Origin of the sequence: Flagellimonas sp., assembly GCF_965601775.1 — a bacterium.
Classification (GTDB): domain Bacteria; phylum Bacteroidota; class Bacteroidia; order Flavobacteriales; family Flavobacteriaceae; genus Flagellimonas.
In genome coordinates this window covers 423,447-442,475 of record NZ_OZ271837.1, presented here as the reverse complement: position 1 = coordinate 442,475, position 19,029 = coordinate 423,447, and the positions used below count along the sequence as shown (strand labels likewise).

General features: G+C 46.0%; 22 protein-coding genes and 1 tRNA gene. All 23 read left to right on the top strand.

The features are described 5' to 3' along the window. Positions 1–57 precede the first annotated feature (57 nt). Positions 58–495 (top strand): P27 family phage terminase small subunit, encoded by a 438-nt coding sequence (locus ACSLUF_RS02110; protein ID WP_435624486.1) that lies wholly within the window; start codon positions 58–60, stop codon positions 493–495. Beyond that, positions 492–2,225 carry a terminase large subunit gene (locus ACSLUF_RS02105; RefSeq protein ID WP_435624485.1) on the top strand — a complete coding sequence of 578 codons (1,734 nt, stop codon included), beginning with the start codon at positions 492–494 and terminating at the stop codon, positions 2,223–2,225. The genes ACSLUF_RS02110 and ACSLUF_RS02105 overlap by 4 nt, the downstream gene beginning before the upstream one ends. Beyond that, the gene (locus ACSLUF_RS02100; protein ID WP_435624484.1) at positions 2,212–2,469 is read left to right on the top strand and encodes a hypothetical protein; all 258 of its coding nucleotides are present in this window, start codon (positions 2,212–2,214) and stop codon (positions 2,467–2,469) included. Before ACSLUF_RS02105 ends, ACSLUF_RS02100 begins: the two co-directional genes overlap by 14 nt. Continuing rightward, positions 2,466–2,675 carry a hypothetical protein gene (locus ACSLUF_RS02095; protein ID WP_435624483.1) on the top strand — a complete coding sequence of 70 codons (210 nt, stop codon included), beginning with the start codon at positions 2,466–2,468 and terminating at the stop codon, positions 2,673–2,675. Before ACSLUF_RS02100 ends, ACSLUF_RS02095 begins: the two co-directional genes overlap by 4 nt. 72 nt (positions 2,676–2,747) lie before the next feature. Next, on the top strand, positions 2,748–3,968 hold the full coding sequence (locus tag ACSLUF_RS02090; RefSeq protein WP_435624482.1) for a phage portal protein: 1,221 nt from the start codon (positions 2,748–2,750) through the stop codon (positions 3,966–3,968). Next, complete coding sequence (locus ACSLUF_RS02085; RefSeq protein ID WP_435624481.1) at positions 3,955–4,581, top strand: hypothetical protein; 627 nt, start codon at positions 3,955–3,957, stop codon at positions 4,579–4,581. Before ACSLUF_RS02090 ends, ACSLUF_RS02085 begins: the two co-directional genes overlap by 14 nt. Continuing rightward, entirely contained in the window at positions 4,578–5,924 is a 1,347-nt protein-coding gene (locus ACSLUF_RS02080; protein ID WP_435624480.1) for a phage major capsid protein, read from the top strand. Before ACSLUF_RS02085 ends, ACSLUF_RS02080 begins: the two co-directional genes overlap by 4 nt. Before the next feature lie 88 nt (positions 5,925–6,012). Continuing rightward, positions 6,013–6,279: a hypothetical protein gene (locus tag ACSLUF_RS02075; protein ID WP_435624479.1), complete on the top strand. Its 267-nt coding sequence runs from the start codon at positions 6,013–6,015 to the stop codon at positions 6,277–6,279. Between the two features lie 5 nt (positions 6,280–6,284). Next, positions 6,285–6,845: a head-tail connector protein gene (locus ACSLUF_RS02070; protein WP_435624478.1), complete on the top strand. Its 561-nt coding sequence runs from the start codon at positions 6,285–6,287 to the stop codon at positions 6,843–6,845. Further along, positions 6,842–7,183: a phage head completion protein gene (locus ACSLUF_RS02065; RefSeq protein WP_435624477.1), complete on the top strand. Its 342-nt coding sequence runs from the start codon at positions 6,842–6,844 to the stop codon at positions 7,181–7,183. Before ACSLUF_RS02070 ends, ACSLUF_RS02065 begins: the two co-directional genes overlap by 4 nt. Further along, a complete protein-coding gene (locus ACSLUF_RS02060) occupies positions 7,170–7,637 on the top strand; it encodes a hypothetical protein (RefSeq protein WP_435624476.1) in 468 nt (155 codons plus the stop codon). The genes ACSLUF_RS02065 and ACSLUF_RS02060 overlap by 14 nt, the downstream gene beginning before the upstream one ends. Next, positions 7,634–7,990, top strand: coding sequence for a hypothetical protein (locus tag ACSLUF_RS02055; RefSeq protein ID WP_435624475.1), 357 nt, complete (start codon positions 7,634–7,636; stop codon positions 7,988–7,990). Before ACSLUF_RS02060 ends, ACSLUF_RS02055 begins: the two co-directional genes overlap by 4 nt. A 1-nt stretch (position 7,991) precedes the next feature. After that, positions 7,992–8,438: a hypothetical protein gene (locus tag ACSLUF_RS02050; RefSeq protein WP_435624474.1), complete on the top strand. Its 447-nt coding sequence runs from the start codon at positions 7,992–7,994 to the stop codon at positions 8,436–8,438. Further along, entirely contained in the window at positions 8,438–8,857 is a 420-nt protein-coding gene (locus ACSLUF_RS02045) for a hypothetical protein (RefSeq protein ID WP_435624473.1), read from the top strand. The genes ACSLUF_RS02050 and ACSLUF_RS02045 overlap by 1 nt, the downstream gene beginning before the upstream one ends. Positions 8,858–8,892: 35 nt before the next feature. Beyond that, complete coding sequence (locus tag ACSLUF_RS02040; RefSeq protein WP_435624472.1) at positions 8,893–9,186, top strand: hypothetical protein; 294 nt, start codon at positions 8,893–8,895, stop codon at positions 9,184–9,186. A 2-nt stretch (positions 9,187–9,188) separates the two neighbouring features. Then, positions 9,189–9,262, top strand: a tRNA-Arg gene (locus ACSLUF_RS02035). Positions 9,263–9,302: 40 nt separating this feature from the next. Beyond that, on the top strand, positions 9,303–11,408 hold the full coding sequence (locus ACSLUF_RS02030) for a phage tail length tape measure family protein (protein ID WP_435625860.1): 2,106 nt from the start codon (positions 9,303–9,305) through the stop codon (positions 11,406–11,408). Beyond that, positions 11,408–14,191 (top strand): hypothetical protein, encoded by a 2,784-nt coding sequence (locus ACSLUF_RS02025; protein ID WP_435624471.1) that lies wholly within the window; start codon positions 11,408–11,410, stop codon positions 14,189–14,191. Before ACSLUF_RS02030 ends, ACSLUF_RS02025 begins: the two co-directional genes overlap by 1 nt. 65 nt (positions 14,192–14,256) lie before the next feature. Then, entirely contained in the window at positions 14,257–14,394 is a 138-nt protein-coding gene (locus ACSLUF_RS02020; protein ID WP_435624470.1) for a hypothetical protein, read from the top strand. 12 nt (positions 14,395–14,406) lie between these two features. After that, positions 14,407–14,757, top strand: a complete 351-nt coding sequence (locus ACSLUF_RS02015; protein ID WP_435624469.1) for a hypothetical protein — start codon at positions 14,407–14,409, stop codon at positions 14,755–14,757. Between the two features lie 153 nt (positions 14,758–14,910). Beyond that, positions 14,911–16,896 (top strand): hypothetical protein, encoded by a 1,986-nt coding sequence (locus tag ACSLUF_RS02010; RefSeq protein ID WP_435624468.1) that lies wholly within the window; start codon positions 14,911–14,913, stop codon positions 16,894–16,896. Further along, positions 16,896–17,660 (top strand): LamG-like jellyroll fold domain-containing protein, encoded by a 765-nt coding sequence (locus ACSLUF_RS02005; protein WP_435624467.1) that lies wholly within the window; start codon positions 16,896–16,898, stop codon positions 17,658–17,660. The genes ACSLUF_RS02010 and ACSLUF_RS02005 overlap by 1 nt, the downstream gene beginning before the upstream one ends. Next, a complete protein-coding gene (locus ACSLUF_RS02000; RefSeq protein WP_435624466.1) occupies positions 17,657–19,021 on the top strand; it encodes a hypothetical protein in 1,365 nt (454 codons plus the stop codon). The genes ACSLUF_RS02005 and ACSLUF_RS02000 overlap by 4 nt, the downstream gene beginning before the upstream one ends. The last annotated feature ends 8 nt before the right edge of the window (positions 19,022–19,029 follow it).

Sequence of the window (19,029 nt, the reverse complement as noted above, 5' to 3'; positions counted from 1 at the left end):
AGTCAAATTTTTTCTGTGGATTGTTTTTGGAGGGGGGGGTATGCAAAGCAATAGGTTATGAAAGTAGTAGGTATAAATTCAGGAACAGACAAGCTTAGTGAACTGCCAAATCCCAAGTCCTTTTTGGACTCTGTTTCAAAGAGATACTATAAAGAATTGGGAAAGATTTTGATCAAAGAAAAATTGCTCAAAGAAACCCATTTGGTTACTCTGAATATGCTAGCAACCAACTGTGCCCAATGGGAATTTGCAGTAAAGGCCATCCAAAAAAAGAACAAGGAAAAATCCGGTTCTGGATATATCCAGGAATACACATCTGGAGCGACCAATATTTCCACCGAACTCGTTTTGAAAAGGGATGCAGAAAAAGCTATGCGCGACAATATATCCGCCTTTGGCATGGATCCCCAAAGTGAGCGGAAATTAAAAAAGGTATTTGTTGACCCAGGGCAAAAATCTTTGTTTCAAGAATTCCTAGACAAAAAGAAAAGTTGAAGATTACCAAAGAAATACAGACATCAATTCCATTCAACTATGCCTTGCAAGTGGCCAATGGAAAATTGGTTACTGGAAGAAAAATGGTCTTAGCCGCAGAAAGGTTCTTGAACTTAATGGAGGGAAACAATGACTATTTCTTTGACCATGCAAACGGTATGCACGCCATAGACTTCTACCCTACTTTTCTAAAACACACTAGCGGCCCTTTGGCTGGTAAGCCTTTCCATCTGATGCCCCATCAACAGTTTGGACTTTACCAATTGTTTGGACTAAAAAAAATCAACGAGCACGGGGAATTGGTAAGGCTGATAAGGACGGTGTATGATAAAGTGGCCAGAAAAAATGGAAAATCTGCAACCGGTGCCGGCCTTGGACTTTACTGCCAAAGCTTTGATGGTGAATCAGGTCCGGAAATTTATGTTGGGGCCACTACAAGGGACCAGGCAAAAATAATTTGGGAACAGGCCGAGCATTACATCCGTACTTCATCAGGCCTGCAACAAATTGGATTTACAACAACCCAGTCAGAAATACGCTTTCCCAGGACTTTGGGAAAGTTCAAAGCTGTAAGCAAGGAAGCGCGCAACTTGGACGGACTCAAACCTAGTATCGGAATAATAGATGAGTACCATGCCCATGCAACTGATGATGTCCGTGAGGTTTTGGAATCTGGTATGGGGAACAGAAAGCAGCCAATCCTATACATTCTTACGACTGCAGGGTTCAATCTATCAAGTGTATGTAAGGCTTATGAGGAAGTATGCATTGAAATCTTGACAGGAAAAAAGCAAGATGATAGTACATTAATACTTATTCACGACTTAGATGAAGGTGATGATTGGGAAGACCGAGAAAATTGGATAAAAGCAAATCCCAATCTAGGTAAATCAGTATTCATGGATTTTCTTATCGGTGAATACACCAAAGCTAAGAACCAACCCAGTAAGGCCCCGAACTTTAAGACAAAACACCTAAATATGTGGGTGGATGCCCCGACCGTTTGGATTCCAAAAGAAATTTGGAGCAGGAACAAGGTCACTGAAATACAGCTATCAAAATTCAAAGAATACGGGTGCTATGGAGCTGTGGACCTTTCAACAACAACAGACATTACTGCAGTTGTTTTTTTGAGCGAACCGGATGAGAATGAGGTGAGGTACTTACTTCCCTTTTTTTTCTGCCCAAACGACACTATTGAACACCGAAGCAAGGAGGACCGTGTACCATATCGGGCATGGAGAGATGAAGGTTTTCTGATAGCCACCAAGGGCAATACCGTGGACTACAAGGAAGTTGAAAGATTGATAGTTCAGAAAAACGAAAACTTGAATGTCATTAGGAACGGTTTTGACAAATGGAACGCGAGCCAGATGGTCAACAACCTAACTGAGGAGGGGCTTGAATGCAGCTACTTTAGCCAGGCCATTACCAACATAAGCTATCCAACAAAACAATTTGAAAAGCTGGTCTACGAGGGAAAGATAAAACATGATGGTAACCCAATAATGACATGGATGCTTGCTGGATGTGTAATCTATAGGGATGCCAATGAAAACATAAAGGTCCATAAGGGCCAAAGCCATGCAGGGGTAAAACGTATAGATGGAATTGTTGCGGCCATCATGGCCCTTGGTGAGAGCCTTACCGATGAGGAACAGCCAGAGAGCAAGTACAATGATTTCGATTTTGAGCAATATCTAAAACTGCAGGAGAATGGGGAAAACTGATGTGGAATTTTGGAGGTCCGAATTTGAACAGGCGAACGAGCAGGTAAAACTGATGAGAAGGCTTGCAACACGTCTTGGTTTTTTCCAATATTATTTTGAAAACCTGAAAGAGCACCGGACCCAAGTGGAATGCTTTATATATGTCAATGAAAAATACTTTGACCTGTTCGGTGAATACCGGTACAGTGACTATGATAGTTTTAGAAAACTCTACAACAAAAACACGCACCTACTTTCAAAATGAGACATACATTAATTATCATTTCCCTTTTTCTTGGGACCTTTTTTACCTGTTTTTTGACCAGCTGGCTATTTTCTTGGGAATGGCTTACCAACCATTGGGCACGTCAGGCCCTATTATTGTTGCTCATTCTGGTGGAATTGGGTATGGGATTGTTGCTCACTATCAACTATGCGAAGAAAAATTTAACACTTCCACATAACAACTAGCGGAACAAAGTTCCATAATCCTCCCATTTTAACCCGATACATTCGTATGCAAGTCCAAAACCGGGTCTTTATATGAATTTGTTCAACAGTACATTAGCTACATTGATGTCCCCGCAAAAGCGTTTTATTGCAAACAATGGCCTGGGGAATTTCTTTGGTTTTGGTTCAGCTGTCACACAGTCCAAAAAGACCATTACCGCCCATGGCAGCCTTAAGATTTCAGCATTCTTCTGTGGTATTAAGAACATTAGCGAGAGCATCGCCATACTCCCAAAGATCATCTACACAAAAGAGGGCGACAACAGGAAGGCTTTAATGGACCATCCCATAACGAAGATTATCTATCGCTCTGCAAATGCATGTATGACGGCGTTTTCCTTTTGGAAGGCCTTTGCCGCCTGTGTCCTGGTAAAGGGCAATGGGTATGCCAGGATAATTAGGAACGGTGCCGGCAGAATCTTGGAACTTAGGTTACTTTCCCCGGAAGATGTTACTGTCTATGAGCATGATAATATGTTGTTCTATAAGGTTCCCGGTGAAAAAAAATACCTGTTTGCGGACGAGGTTTTCCATGTACCCGGTTTCGGTTTCAATGGAAAAGTTGGGGTCAGTGTTATTCAATACGCCGCTGAGAATATGGCCATGAGCCTGAGCGCGGATGCATTTGCGGTGGAGGCCTATGATGACCGGGCCATAACCTACGGTGTAATCGAGACAGATACTTCTGGCTTGAAGCCAGAGGCAAAAAAGACCTTGAAAAAGATTTTTGAGTACAACCTCAATACCGGCCGAAAGAACCGGGTAAGTGTTCTCGACGAGGGAATGAAATACAAGCCCATTTCCCTTACACCACAGGAGGCCATGTTCATAGAGACCAAGGCATCGGGTGTAGGTGACATCGCTAGATGGCTCAACATCCCACTTCACAAATTGCACGTTTCCGGAGAGGGAGGGTACAATTTTATGGTCCAAATGGACCTTGAATATTACAAGGCCACCATCCAGCCCTTGACAGACTCCTTTATCCAGGAAATAGAGAGAAAACTGCTTACCGAAAAGGAACTGGAAAGGGGATACTACGCAAAGTTTGACTACAAAAAAATATTGGAAGTGGACCCAGAGTCCAGATCCAACTACTATAGGAACATGGTACTTATTGGAGCCATGTCACCAAACGAAGTAAGAAAAGAGGAGGACATGAACCCTTATGGTGAAGGTGATGAGTATATGCAGATGGCCAACCTTTTGAACCAAAAACAAATTGAAAAACAACTAAACGATGAAGGTAAATAAGGAAGTTAACCGGGCAATTGGCATTGAAGTATTGAGCGTGGATGAGGAAAAACGTTCCATTGATTTCGTCCTTTCAAGCGAGGCCGTTGATAGTTACAAAACGGTCTTTAAATCTGACAAGTGGAGAATGGCTCGCTACAACGCCAATCCAGTTGTAACCTTTAACCATGATGACTACAGTTCGGACCCAGATTCTGTGATCGGTACCGCTGAAATCCGTTTTGAAGGTGGAAAGATGATAGCCCGTGCCTTCTTTGAGGACAATGAACCCGATGGTGACCGTAACGAGAAAGCCGATAAAATATATCGCAAGGCAAAGAAGGGGACCCTAAGGGGGGCGTCCATACGTGCCGCAATCTATGAGGCGCGCTATGGGGACAAAAATAAAGGAGAAGATGAAGAAGTTCTCTATTTCGAGGATCAAGAGCTCATTGCATGGTCCATAGTGACAATCCCCAGCAACCCAGAAGCACTAAGCCGGAGCAACCAGGCCATGGAGGCCATCCGTTCGGCTATCCAAGATAATGACGGTACCCAAACCGATGAAGAAAAAGGAACCTTGAGCGGGTATGAAGCTCAATATATGTATAACAAAAACTTAATTGAAAAATGAGAAAGTCTACACAGATCAGACAGGACCTTCATGCCAAACTTGAAGCTCAAGGGGCAATTTCAGAAGGCGCAAAACTTGAAAATGGAGAAACCCGTGCGTTGACCACAGAGGAGGACAAACAATTCTGGGAACTCAATGATGAAATCAAAGCATTGAAATCTGAACTAAGAACCGCTGAGGCGAACGAGGAAAATATTGAGTTGGCTGCACGTATGAGGTCAAACCCTGTCCCAGATAAACAAGATGATGGCACAAAAAAAGAAAAGGAACGGGTTTTTGGCAGGGCAAGTATCCTTAAGGCCATTCGTGGGGTCAATCCAGTAATGGATGAAGAACTCGACGGGGCAGAAAAGGAAATGCACGAAATCGGTCTTGAGGAAAACCGCAGCGCTGACATTAAGGTCTCAGGAAAATCCAAAAGTCTCAAAGCGAATACTTTGAGTGTTCCGTTACGTTATTTGGTTGCTGAAAGGGCCACCCAGCAAACAGTTACCCAAGATTCCGGAGCCTATGGTGGTGCGCTTGTTCAAAACCAAGCTCCTAGGATGGTGGACCCGTTAAGACCGGTATTGGCCTTTGAAAGATTGGGTGCAACCTTTTGGGATGGCCTTGTAGGTGGTAATATCCCTCTTTTAGTGGACAATGATTTTGCTATGACGTTTGTGGCTGAAGGTGCTAACATCACGCCTCAAAAAAAGGAATACGCTGGGCCAACGTTGGCTCCAAAACGTGCAGGTGGTGCGGTTGATATTTCCAATCAGTTAATTATCCAATCCTCTGTGCGCGTAGAGAACAGAGTGGCCAATGGTCTTAGAAACGGTTTTGTGCAATTGTTGCACGCAGCTTGTATAAATGGTGCTGGTGGTGTAGCTCCAACAGGATTATTGAGCCTTGCAAATGTGAATGCCTCAAGTGTAGTTGCGGCAAAAGCACCAACTTGGGCCGATATTGTAGAGCTCCAGAAACTAATTGAACAGGCAAATGCAACGGACCAAAGCATCGGTTACTTGTTGAACCCAACCTTGAAGGCCAAACTAAAGACAGTCGCGAAAGATGCCGGTTCTGGTCGTTTCCTTGCAGAGGGAAATATGATTGATGGCTATCAAATGATAAGTACAAGCCAGGTACCAACCTTGGATGATGGCGGTACTCCGGTAGAGCCTTTGATTTTTGGTGATTTCTCGCAGATGGTTATCGGGCAGTGGGGATCAATAAATGTTACTGTAAACCCTTACAGTGCAGATCTTGCTGATAGCGTAAGATTGGTTCTTAACACCCATGCGGACATGCAAATTGCGAACCCAGCTGCATTTGCCAAGAATGCGTTCCTTAACGCTGCATAGGTCAGATATTTCTTTGTAATCATGTATAAATAGTTGTTTCAAGGGCCGTCGAATCGGCGGCCCTTCTTAATTCTTAATTCAAAAAATCATGTCAAAAACTAAAGATGAACTTCAAAAGGAAGCCAAAGATTTAGGACTGGAAATCCAAAAGGATGGAAAGGACCTTACCGTGGAAGAGCTCAAGAGTGTGATTAGGGAAGCAAATTTGGAAAACCAAGAAAAGACAATTAAGGTCAAGTTTACCAAGGGACCCACGGGAAAATTTTTATTGCCCTATAGCGTTGGGCAAGAAAAGGAACTTCCAGAGACACAGGCCAAAGAGCTTATTGCAAACGGCTACGCCGAAAAAGTATAAAGAATATGGAATACAATGTTGTGTACGGAAATCTGGTCGGTTCCGTGACGGTGGTGACATTGGCCACTGCCAAAATGAACAGCAATATTCCATCCGACCAAAACGACCAGGACGATCTTTTAAATATTTTGTTGGATGCTTCCATTGAAGACGCTGAAAACTATTTGGGTACGCCCCTTAAAAAAAGGCAGTTGAATGTTGAACTGGCAAACTGGCCAGAAACGTTCCAGTTTCCAGTTTATCCAGTGACCGCAATAACAAGTGTTACCTATCGGGATGGCAGTGGAACTGAACAGACTTTGGCAACATCGGAATATGAGCTCTTTTCAATGGAGGGCAGGCACTATATCCGTTTTAATGATGTGGGCCTTGCACTGGATGCGGATACACATTTTGCCATAAAGATAAGTGTCGAGGCTGGGTATGAAACAAATGAGATTCCCAATGCGGTAAAATCCGCGGTTCTCATGCGGTTCTCGCACAAGGAATTGTTCCGGGAAGATGTTCCTACCAGTTATAACCGAATGTTCCAAGCGGCCTTAAGGCCATATAAATTGTACGAATGAAGTTGCCGACTGCAGGGGAAATGAACGCCAAAGTGGAGTTCTTTGAAAATACGGAATCCATTAATTCCTCCGGAGAACTTACAGATACGGAAACGACACTTGGTACCAGGTTCGTAAAACGTACGGATTCAAATGGAGCGGAGGAAATGGATGGCAGGATAGTGGCCACCGGGGTAAGGACCTTTACCATGCGGTTCGATGCCACGATTGCATTAAAGGCATCCACCCTTTTCGTAAGGGACTTTGATGGGGATTGGTATGTATTCGGACCCATCAAACTATTGGACAGCCGGAAAAGGTACATGGAACTAAACTGCAGAAAGCGTGGCGACAGTTGACCTGACAAGGGTAACGGGCTTTACTGAGCTCAATGAAAAGTTGAAAAAATTGGACGACAGTGCCAAACGGCGCGAGGTCCTGGGCCTTTTGAGAAAACAGGCCCGACCGGCAATAGTTGAATACAGGAACCAATTGCCGGATGCGGGCGGGACCACACGCCGCAGCGTTGGTGCCAAAACGGTACCAAGGCGAAGGAGCCGGGGAAACCCAGCGATTGTGGTCGCACCTGGAAAGCGTGGGAGGAACGATGCCTATTACCGCTTTATGATCATTAAAAAAGGTGACCGCCCAGGGAGCACAAGACGGGGAAGCCGTCAAGGTCTCACGACCGTGGTCCCAGGTGCAAGGGACCGGACCCTTGTAAATGTCCGGGGAACGATTGCCAAATCATCGGAAATAGCGATGGCCAGGTACATTCAAGGAAAGATTGACAAACTGAGCTTGGTACAATGAAGATAGCAGCTGATACCGTAAGTACAATTTTAAGTGGGCACACTCCCCTTCAGGATGAAATCGAAGGTAGGGCATATTGGGAAGTGGGCAAACGCGGGGGAAAAGGGCCCAGTGTCATTTTTAGGGTCCAGGAGAACATCCCTACTTCGAAAACGAATAGGGATTTTATAATAAAGCTATACTGCTTTGCAAAGAGCATTACCAAGGCGGCTGAAATCTCGGAACTGGTCAAGGATGCATTTGAGCTGAACACTTTGGTCAACAGTTACTATCAAGGCGGTACATCCGGATTCAATGAAGAGGATGACAAAGAGGCCTTTGTGGAAGTGAACATAAACTTTAAACTAAGATAAAATGGCAAATGAAAAAAATATCAGTGGCAATCTCAGGTTGAGATTGGACAACAAAGTGATTTTCGACGCGAGCAGCTGCACGCTTTCGTTGAGCCGTGAAACCACGCAGCGCGCCGGTACAAAGGACAGCGCTGCTGGAGCCAGCACAAAAGGGACGAAATCCTGGACCGCCTCCTATAACGGTCTTGGGGTATATGCCGGTGATGGAAACGATGGGCACCAATTCCAGGATTTGGTGGATTATTGGAACGATGACACCGAGACTTTGATCCATGTGGAGTTCGTTCCTTCTGAAGCGGACTACCAATTTTATTATCAGGGTGATGGAATCCTTACGCAGTTGGACATGGTCGCCAACTTTTCGGAGGACACTACAATTTCCATGACCATAACCGGTACAGGAGACCTAAGCAAGGTTGACAAGGCCACAACTGCACCAGGGGCGTAATGGATAAGGCTTTGAACATTGAATTGAACGGGACCCCATATCCTTTGGAATTTGGGTACGGTTCCGTAAAACTGCTTGGTAAGTATCTCAATGATGATACCTACGATGGTACCGTTGCAATAATCCAGCAACTTTTATCCGGTCTTTCCGATAAGGAACAAAAAGGAAAAAAACTCTCTTTTAAAATGTTGGACTGCCTCGGTTATCTGGTGATCAGTGGGATTGAGAATGCTGACCCAGATTTGGACCATGGTGTAAAACCAAAACATATTGTAGATCTTTTGTTCTCCGAGCCGGAAATGCTGATTCCCGTAGTGGAGGCCTTTGTTGATCAAATGCCAAAACCAAAAGAGTCAAAAAAAAAGATACCGGAAAAAAGGCAGGCCACAAATCGGAGGACGACAAGGGCAAAGGCCTGACCTGGGATGAGCTTGAGGAAATAGCGCTTGGTGAAATGGGAATGACGGTGATTGAGCTCAAAAAGATAACCTTGCGTTCCCTCTACAATAAGTTAAAAGGTTTCCGGAAGTCGCAAAAGGATGCATGGGAAATGATGAGGATACAGGTTTATTATTCCGTCATGCCATACGTGTCAGAGGAGGACAAGGACAGTATTACACCGCTTAGTTTGGTGCCGCTTCCATGGGATGAGGAGGTGATTGAGCAAATCAAGGAAACAACCCAGGAAAAAGCGGAAAGATTAAGAAAGGAAAGAAATGAAGGCTGGGCGAAAATAGATGCCTGGTAAACCACGGGATGGAGCAGTTTGGTAGCTCGCTGGCTTCCTTTGCCAGAGGTCGTAGGTTCGAGTCCTACTCCCGTTACAAAACAAAAAAAAGAAGCTGAAGGGCCACATTTGCAGACATATCCATCCGGTTCGATGCCGACCTCAGGCAATTCAGCAGCAAACTGCAGAATGCCCAAAGGGACCTTAACTCCCTGGGAAGAAAGTACCAACGTATCGGTGCCGGTCTTACTGTCGGGATAACCGCTCCCCTACTCGCCCTTGGTGCTGCAGCTGTCAAGAACTTTGATGAACAGGCCAAGGCCATCGCCCAGGTCGAACAGGGAATCCGTTCCACCGGCAACGCTGTGGGCTTCACAACGGAGGAACTTAAAAAACAGGCTGCAGAGCTCCAGAACAACAGTCTTTTTGGTGACGAGAACATCCTAAGGAACGTCACCGCCCAGTTATTAACGTTTACTGGCATAAGCAACGAACAGTTTGAGCGTACCCAACAGGCGGCACTTGATTTGGCCACCCGACTCGATGGTGATTTGAAAAGTGCGGCCATACAATTAGGAAAGGCACTCAATGACCCAGTTGCGAACCTATCCGCCCTAAGCCGTTCCGGAATACAATTTTCTAAGGACCAAAAGGACCTAATCAATTCCCTTGTTGCCACCGGTAAGGCAGCTGAAGCGCAAAACATCATCCTTGACGAGCTCGAAAGACAGTACGGGGGCAGTGCCGCGGCTGCAGCACGTGCAGGTCTGGGACCATTTACCCAGTTGCGCAACGTTTTGGGTGATATTACCGAGGAATTCGGGGAGATAATTTTGGAGGGCCTGAACCCGGTCCTGGATCTGGCAAGGCAATTGGTGCAACGGTTCCAGGACCTATCACCGGCAACCAAACGTTTCTTGGTCATATTCGGGGGTATAGCCGCCGCAATAGGTCCATTGTTGGCACTGGCCGGGACCATACTTCCCGCCATAGGTACCGGGCTTACACTTTTGACCGGGCCCATAGGTCTTATAGTAGCTGGCCTTACCGCAATCGGTGTGATTATTGTAAAGAACTGGGAGCCCATCCGGGGAATCCTGGTCGATATCGCAAACTATTTCATTGACCTATATAATGAAAGTGAGATTTTCCGTATCGGTGTGGAGGGCATACGTAGTGGGTTCGAAAACATCTATGACACAGGGACATTCGTTTTTGGTGTGCTGGGCGATATCATTACCACACTTGCCGACAACATAAAGACAGCGTTTATTGACCTTGGTGACATCGTAAAGGCAGTACTAACCGGCAACATTGAGGAGATACCGGTACTGTTGGCACGGAACTTTGCTGCCTCCAACAAAAATTTCAAGAAATTCATCGAAAACGCCCGTAAGGATTTTGATGTCCTAAGGGGTGAAATCACCGAGAATATATCTGCAGGTGTAGAACGTGCCCTCAGTGGAAGAGAATACAAACTGCTATCCCAAAATATCAATACCGACGAGGTAACGGAAAAGGTATCGGGAGCGGTGACTCAGGGAATCCAACAGGGCCTACAACGAGGAACGGGACCTGGAACCCCGGAACTGGAAAAAGTCCAAGTGGAGGTTCGTGGCATCAGTGCCAGGCTCATCGGACTGGATGCGCCGATATTGGATGCGGTCGATACTGAAGGTGCGAATGAAAAATTAGTGGATTTCCAGAGTAGACTTTTAAACTTCCAGGAAAACACTAAAGAAATATTGACCGCCAGTGCGGAAAACTTTTTGGTTGGATTCGGGTCCATCATTGGGGCCATTGCATCTGGAAGTGCCGGTCTTGGGGATATCGGGGCCCTTCTACTTAATACCATGGCCAACATTGCTGAACAATTGGGGCGTTCCGCAATCCAGATAGGTCTTACCATGGAGGCCTTGAAACTCAGTTTCAACAATCCATTTACGGCAATCGCTGCAGGTGTGGGGCTTGTCGCTTTGGCCCAGCTGTTGAAGGGGGTGGCAGGACAGTTTGCCGGTAATTTCAATACCGGTGGAATTGTGGGCGGAAACTCTTTTTCAGGTGACAGGTTATTGGCGGGTGTCAACAGTGGGGAGCTTATCTTGAATGTAGCCCAACAAAAGAACCTGGCTGCAGCACTGACCAATGAACCTATCGTCATCATCCAGGGAGCTGAGATAACCGGTGACCAGCTTCGGATAGTGAGCGAAAGGGCCAACAAAAAACAAGGGAGGAGGACGTAATGGGGCAGTATACTATTGACATAATAGATAATAATTCCGATGACCATGTGGTAGCCAATGAATATGCGGAGTTCAATTCCATTTCCCTAAAATGGAACGGGAACGATTCCAAGGACGAACAGGTCATCATGGGTAGCAGTCTTTTCTTTACGCTTGAGGCCCATATTTCAAAATACAAGGATGCCATGTTCTCCCACCTCTTCACTGCAGGTGAGACACAATACCAGGTCCGGTTCTACGAGACGGAGAGCGATACCACAATCTGGACAGGCTTTCTTTTGCCTGAAAGCTATGACGAGCCCTATACCAACAATACCTTCTATGTCCAACTGGAGGCGACCGATGGCCTTGGCAGGTTGAAGGGCAAATATCTTCCGGATGATTTCTATACCGAAAAGGAAACCTCCGTTACCGAGATATATTCCCTGGTCTTTGCGCTTACAGGTCTGCAGCTTCCCTATTACATTGCTCCGGCCATCAAGAACCGTAACCGGGACCGGTACGACGCCATCTATGTCCAAGGGACCGATTTTCTGGACAGTGGTGACCGTATGACCGCCTATGAGATTTTGGAGCGCCTTGCCGGTGACATGCTCTGTTTGGTATACCAATCGGACAATGCCTGGTATGTGGAAGGCATCAACCACAGGCATAGAACCGTTGTCAATTTTAACAGATACGCTGTAGATGGCGCATTTACCGGTGTGGCCACAAAGTCCAAACTGATAAAGAAACTGAACCCCTTGGGTCAGCCACGAGTGGGGATAGTCCCACCGTACAAAAATGTTACGGTCTCACATGATCGTATGGACCAGGGCTTTCCTGATACTATAGCAATTGAGGAGAATGATGGATGGGCCATTGGCCAGGGTGCCAACGGTGAGATATTGCCCACACATTGGTTCGGTCACAGCGATTATTATCCCAAGGCGGTGGCCCCCGATTATGAAGTATGCCTACCTGTATTGGCCGGGGTCAACTTCAACACCCCGCAGTACATTTCCCTGCTCAGAAAGATATATGTTAAACGGTCCCAGCGGCTCATTTTTACCGCCGTTTTCAAGTCGCCCGTTTCCGCAAGGCTCAGTGATGCCAGTATAATAACCAATGGGGTAAAGCTCACCTTTCTGTTGAACGGTGGAGTGCTCTATGAGACGATAAGGAATTTCGAATCCGATACCCTGGAATTCAAGTTCGACCTGTTCATTTCCGAACAGGGCCTATTGGACCTGAGGGTTACCAGGCCATTTTTTGACGGTACCCTTGAGGATGGGACATTTCCCCAGTACATACACATCGAGGAAATGAAGCTGGAGAACGTTGGCTTTCAGGAAAAGGAAGAGTTTGTGGATACCATTGCAGATGATTACAGCATAGAGCGCGAGCTTGACCTTGGGTTTGCGGATGATGCAAGTGGCTTCAGTAAGGCCTTTAGGTTGCAAAAGCTCAATGAAAGGGGAACCGAGTCCAATTCCATTACCGTAACGATCCTATACAGCCGGACCTTTCTGGGTAAAAATTATCTGGTCTTCTCCCTTTTTGATGCGAACCTGGTGGCCGATAACATCGATGCTGTTTACAATAGCGGTGAAAAGGTTGATGGATTGGTGGTGCACTACAATCTATTTGAAAGTGAGGAAATGGCAGTTGAGGCGCCTGCCTCGATCACCTCCGGAACGTTGGAGGTCCGAAGGTTCCGTTATGCCGATATAACTGAGGACCGTACCTACTGGGAAGAATGGTCCGACACGATTTACCAGGTGGAAACGGACCGTTACGGTGAAGCTGCCTCCAAAATAATACGAAGGATGTTCCTTGCGCCCTATGAGCTTTTCGAAGGGGTGTCAGAGTCAGCCTTTAAGATAAACGATATCATCAGCTTTATCTATGAAACGCCCAAGCTTTGGTTTTTGACCTCAGTGGAGTGGAACGTGGACACGGGCAGGAGCTCGGTGGTCATGGCCCGTGCGGTCTACGAGAACCAGGACAGTCAACTGGGTGCCGGTAATAGTGAACCGCTTGTAAACGCAGGTGAGGACCAAAGTGTGGACTTCATTGGTATAGATGGTGTTCAATTGGAGGCTATTGCCTTTGATCCTGACGGTTTCATAGCATCGGTAAGCTGGGAGGTCGTAGCTGGTTCCGGGGTTTTCCTGGTAGGTGCCGATACGCTTAAACCAAAAGTATTTCCCCAGGTCGATGGCCTTACAAACCTATCACAGCTCCCGGTCACCCTTAGAGTGACAGTAATGGACGATGATGGGGCGACCGCATCCGACGAGGTGACCATATTGGAGGAGCAGTCCTATTCCATTTCACTCACCGATACGCTCAATACCAGGGACAATCCCATCAATGGGGAGGCCTTTGGTTTCACCAGTTCAGACCTTGGAGTTACCCCTGCCCTTGCGGATGATGTGGCCATAACCATAAAGGGGGACTTCAATGTGGAGATCCTGCAGATACCACCGGGAGCGGCCTACACCATTACCTGTGTTTTTGTGGTGTTCAAAAATGGGATACAGATAATACAGAATACGGTCTCTGAGAACCGGTCAATAAAAAAGATCGAGGGTGATTTTGAGTTCGGCTTTTTCAAGGGTGACGATGTGAGATTTGAGATAACCGCCTTTGCCCAATTGAACGGACTTGTGAACAACCAACTTGATTTCAAATCACAATACGAGATAACAAACATAGAGGTCCAGAACGGGGCCGGAACGTTCAACGGCTACCCTGTTGGCAGGGAGGCACATTATGATTATCCGACATGGCAAGCATAAGGCACAGATTGGGGCTCGGCAATATTCTCCGGGCAAAAGGGAAGAACAATATCAACCAGGCGGATTTGATTGACAGCGCAATGGTAATGCGCGCGGATATGACGACCATCACAGCGGACAGCACAAGGTACCGTGCCGACGGTGCACTGGAAACTTTCACGGCTGACAGCACGGTCTTTACAGCTGATAGTACAATAATTTAAAAAAGCTCAGATATGGGATATCAAGAAATCAATAGAAGCACACCGAATGATGGAAATGGGGACGATGCCCGTACCTGGGCAGGGAAGACCAATGAGAACATGAAGGAATTGCACAGCAGGGCCTTTGTGTTGAACGATGTTCTGGTATCAAGGAGATCACATGATCCAAACAATCTGCATTTCGACAAGTTTCTGGTCGATGACAGACTGGAGGGCTGGGAAAACATCGGGTCAAAGACCCGATGGGTGGAGGGAATAGTCCTTTCGACCACTGAGCCGGTGGATTCCTCAGATCCGTTTGTATGGCCAACTGACATAGACAATGAGGCAAAATTTATGATAATCGATGATATAAACAGATAATGGAAACAATCATTTCAATAGGATTGGCGATCAGCCTTGGGCTCAACTTCTGGCTCATATTAAGGAGCAGGAACATGGTCCGCAGCGAACGTAACGGGACCCAGGTGGTGCTGAAGGACAGAAAAGGAATAATTAAAACCGGAATAATCAGAGATGAAAGCAACGATTAGATTTTTATTGGCCCTGGTGTTGGTATCGGTGGCCGGCTATGGACAGAGTGGAGAAAAGTTCAATGTGATACAATTGAGGGAACGGGCCGCAGCGCCCACAAGTTCCACTTGGGGAAACGGTTCCGTTTATTTTGGGACCGACCAAAACCTGTATATCAAACAAAGCGGAAGTTTTGTGAACTATGCCGATCAGATTACTTCATCAATCTTTACCGGCTCAAAAAATACCACATCCTTTTTATTGAACACCACTCCACAGACCTTTTTGGAGGTGGGTACATCCGGGCCTGTTGGTTCCACACCCTATGCTCGCATGGGGGGTGGCCAAGGAAGTGATGGGGTGATCATTTACCTGACAGACAACTATGCAGGGCTTTCAGGTCTGTCCAATGCGGAAATAGATGCAGCCGGCGATACCTCGATGATAACAAAGGGATGGTTCCAGGCAAATGCGGGCAATGGATCTGGGGATATGCTGCAATCCATTTATGATACGGATGCCGATGGCAAGATCGATTCCCTTGATGATGGTTTTTTTGTTTTTTCCGGGGGTAATGTAAATTTTGGAGACTTTGGTCTCTTCGCAATTCAGAGCTCATCCTCCAACTTTTTGGGGGTCGGTGAAAGCGGTCCCGTAGGCTCCACTCCCTATGTGCGCATAATGGCGGGAAATTCCGCTGATGCCGTCACGGCCTATTTCACGGATAACCGCGCCTCCATAGCGGGTTATTCGAACTCAGAAATAGATGCGGTCGGTGATACGTCCCTATTGACCAAGCTCTATGGAGACACCTTCTATAGACAGTTCGTCACCGCAGGGACCAACGTTACGGTGACCGGAGATGGTTCAAGCGGTAACCCCTATGTTATAAACGCGACCGGAACCGGTTCGGGCGACATGCTCAAATCCACTTATGATGCTGATGATGATGGATTGATTGATGGTATAGAGGATGATATAGTGACTTCGGCCAAAATTCTTAACAATACAATAATAAGTGCGGATATTCTTGATGGCACCATAGGTGCTGATGATTTGGCAATCAATTCTGTAAATGGGCCTAAGATAGATGATTTTGCAGTGAGCACAGGAAAAATTGTAAATGGTGCGGTGGACAATTCAAAACTATCCACAATGCCCGCCTCTACGATAAAGGGAAATGCTTCAGCTTCTCCTGCTTCACCGCAAGATTTGTCAATATCGGAGGTAAAAACATTATTGGCTTTTGAAGAATCCGACATAGCCAACCTTGTTGGGGATGAGGCTTTAAGGATGAACAATGTAGGTTCAAATGGACAGGTTATAGGTCTAGCTTCGGATGTAACGGGCATATTGACATATCTATCAGAATCGCAGCTTAAGACCAATTACAATATTACGGATGACCAAACTGCCTCAGAAGTTCCGTTCACACCAAATGGCTCAATATCATCTACAGATGTACAGTCCGCAATTCAAGAGGTTAGGGATGAAGCTGGTAGTGGAATTGCATCCCTTCAATCCCAAACAGGCGAAACTAATTTTGATATAAGGGTTGGGGACACTGCATATCTTAATGGATTATCAACACCGCCTGTTGGAACATTGGCTTTGGAATTTCCAACCGATTCAGCCCAACCGGAAGTTATCCAAATTGCATGTTCAGACCTAACAACAGATGTGACCACAGGTACAACTAAGGCTTACTTTAGAATGCCCTATGCAATGACCCTAATAGATGTAAGGGTTTCATTGTTGACTGCTGGGACTGCAACCGGATTGACCGTGGATATCAATGAAGGTGGGACTACCGTTTTAAGCACAAAACTCACAACCGATGCAACTGAAAAAACATCTGAATCAGCAACAACTGCAGCGGTAATATCGGATTCAGCTTTAGCCGACGATGCTGAAATAACAATTGATTTTGATGCTGTTCCAACAGGAGGTCAAGGCGTAATTGTATCATTAATTGGAACCCGTTCATAATGAAAAAATATCTTTACATAGTTTTTTTGATAAGTGGGTTTTGTTGTTCGCAAACTGTCATAAACAGTTATGCTTACCAACAAGCATCAACACCTTCTCCATTTGACGGGGTCTATGAATTTCTTTTCCAGGGAAACCTAAATGAGACGACGGGCAACCATCCGGCCACAAACATAAACGGAACAATTACCTATACGACCGGACCTAATGCCATCTACCCACAAGCTGGGGTTTTCAATGGTTCTTTTTTCTTTGATCTGGCAGCTAGCTCCGATTTTTCGGTAACAAACTTTACCATTGCTCTTTGGATGCGGAAAACGGGCAGCTGGACCGCATCATGGCAGGAAATGGTGGAACATGGAAGGGGTGTAAACGGTAACAGCAATTGGTACTATGTCGCCATTTCCGGGACCAGTGCCAATAGTCTTACAAACAGGTGGTCGAACAATGGTGACGATGTGGGAAGGCATACAACGAACACCACCAATTTTGGGGCACTGGACACTTGGTATCATGTAGTGTTTACCGTAAACGGAACAACAGCAACAACTTATGTAAATGGAATAGTAAACACGGAATCAACGGGAATTACCCTTGGGACACCCGCTCTTGCCGGTATGCGGATAGGTGCTTTCCAAGAAGGTGGCGAGGAATATGTCGGCTATATGGCAGCACTTAAGTTTTATCCCTCAGGTAAGACACTTGCCCAGGCACAGGCAATTTATGATTGTGACAATAACGGTACAAATTGTGGAAACAGATGAGAATACTAATCTTTTTTATATCAATATTCTTCAGTGTTATAGTCAATGGGCAAACCATCGTAAGAATGCCTGGAACATCCTCTTTAGGTGGGGGTGTCAGTAGGATTAGCAATAGCCAAAGACCTATAGTTAACCTCCCAAGCGCGGCTGGCCCAACCAATTTAATTTTAAATGGAGATTTTACAAATGCAGATGAATGGAATTTGTTAAATGGAAGTTCAATCAGCGGAGGAGTTGGCACTGTTGTTGGCAATGGAAACCTAGGCGCTGATTTTGATAGGTGGTCATTGTCACAAACAAACATAGAGTATGCAACCAAGTGGCAGAACAGTGTTTACAATCTAAGTTTTGATGCAAGGCAAACTGTCGGCAATGGAAATCTTCAAGTTTCACAGCGTTTCACTATAGAGTTTAACCAACCCGTTACAAGTAATTTTCAGAACTACAGTTTCCAATTCAACGGTGGTTCAGAGAGTTCGGCCGGCAATGACATAAACTTTGGTGGGGATGTAGGCGATGAATTTGAGATTGATAACGTAGTCATCACTGAAGTTTTGCTGGGTCCTGTAATAACCTTTGATACAGATTTTGAGACAGACCAATGGGGGGCAAACGGAGTAAACCCTCCTGCGGGATTTTGGGAGGTTGACCATGGAGACCCTAGGACGACAGACGATGTAGGGGCGCCCTCTTCCAGTGGAAGGGGAGGAGTTGGAAGGGCAATTTGGTTAGGTCCGTACAACGGTGACCCAAGCCGTAACGAGGTGGGCACTGATGATGCCGTTTCCATGGCGGAACACTGGATAGGGGGGTCTATTTATGTCAATCAGTTTATGGGTGGTTCCAGAATATGGCTGCAAAACAGGTATTTGGCCTCTGGTGGAAGCAGGACGGTGAATGCGATATCCATTCGTGACAATGGATCAAATTTTTTCATCAGTGTTCCTGACGATATAAACGACGTTGATGTGCTGCCTACGGGCGGCGCAGGTTCAAATACTTCTTCTGTTACAATTCCAGGGGTTTCCACGGGTGAATGGATTGATTTTGTGATACATTATTCCGGCGGCTTTGGGGCGGCCTATACTGGACCGGACACTTCTGCCTTGACTGAAGCAATGGGATTTGACCCTAGAAGGGACGGGGTTTTTCAGGTTTGGATAAATGGGTCTTTGGTCGTGGACCATACAGGAACAACAGCCTATAGGTATGAAAGGGGTGGTGGGGAAATCACAGGCGTTATAACACCAAAAATAGGCCCGTATTGGGATGTTGAGACAGGCCAAGACGCACTTTACGATAATTACAAAATATGCCAAGGGCCAGAGTGCAATTATGCGGCTGTGGACCCTAGCCAATAAAAATTTAT

Bases quoted from the DNA above. Each gene is read 5' to 3' on its own strand.
- ACSLUF_RS02075 (WP_435624479.1), top strand. From the start codon at position 6,013: ATGTCAAAAACTAAAGATGAACTTCAAAAGGAAGCCAAAGATTTAGGA.
- ACSLUF_RS02045 (WP_435624473.1), top strand. From the start codon at position 8,438: ATGGATAAGGCTTTGAACATTGAATTGAACGGGACCCCATATCCTTTG.
- ACSLUF_RS02080 (WP_435624480.1), top strand. From the start codon at position 4,578: ATGAGAAAGTCTACACAGATCAGACAGGACCTTCATGCCAAACTTGAA.
- ACSLUF_RS02095 (WP_435624483.1), top strand. From the start codon at position 2,466: ATGAGACATACATTAATTATCATTTCCCTTTTTCTTGGGACCTTTTTT.
- ACSLUF_RS02025 (WP_435624471.1), top strand. From the start codon at position 11,408: ATGGGGCAGTATACTATTGACATAATAGATAATAATTCCGATGACCAT.
- ACSLUF_RS02065 (WP_435624477.1), top strand. From the start codon at position 6,842: ATGAAGTTGCCGACTGCAGGGGAAATGAACGCCAAAGTGGAGTTCTTT.
- ACSLUF_RS02070 (WP_435624478.1), top strand. From the start codon at position 6,285: ATGGAATACAATGTTGTGTACGGAAATCTGGTCGGTTCCGTGACGGTG.
- ACSLUF_RS02050 (WP_435624474.1), top strand. From the start codon at position 7,992: ATGGCAAATGAAAAAAATATCAGTGGCAATCTCAGGTTGAGATTGGAC.
- ACSLUF_RS02005 (WP_435624467.1), top strand. From the start codon at position 16,896: ATGAAAAAATATCTTTACATAGTTTTTTTGATAAGTGGGTTTTGTTGT.
- ACSLUF_RS02090 (WP_435624482.1), top strand. From the start codon at position 2,748: ATGAATTTGTTCAACAGTACATTAGCTACATTGATGTCCCCGCAAAAG.
- ACSLUF_RS02010 (WP_435624468.1), top strand. From the start codon at position 14,911: ATGAAAGCAACGATTAGATTTTTATTGGCCCTGGTGTTGGTATCGGTG.
- ACSLUF_RS02000 (WP_435624466.1), top strand. From the start codon at position 17,657: ATGAGAATACTAATCTTTTTTATATCAATATTCTTCAGTGTTATAGTC.
- ACSLUF_RS02040 (WP_435624472.1), top strand. From the start codon at position 8,893: ATGGGAATGACGGTGATTGAGCTCAAAAAGATAACCTTGCGTTCCCTC.
- ACSLUF_RS02015 (WP_435624469.1), top strand. From the start codon at position 14,407: ATGGGATATCAAGAAATCAATAGAAGCACACCGAATGATGGAAATGGG.
- ACSLUF_RS02100 (WP_435624484.1), top strand. From the start codon at position 2,212: ATGGGGAAAACTGATGTGGAATTTTGGAGGTCCGAATTTGAACAGGCG.
- ACSLUF_RS02085 (WP_435624481.1), top strand. From the start codon at position 3,955: ATGAAGGTAAATAAGGAAGTTAACCGGGCAATTGGCATTGAAGTATTG.
- ACSLUF_RS02110 (WP_435624486.1), top strand. From the start codon at position 58: ATGAAAGTAGTAGGTATAAATTCAGGAACAGACAAGCTTAGTGAACTG.
- ACSLUF_RS02055 (WP_435624475.1), top strand. From the start codon at position 7,634: ATGAAGATAGCAGCTGATACCGTAAGTACAATTTTAAGTGGGCACACT.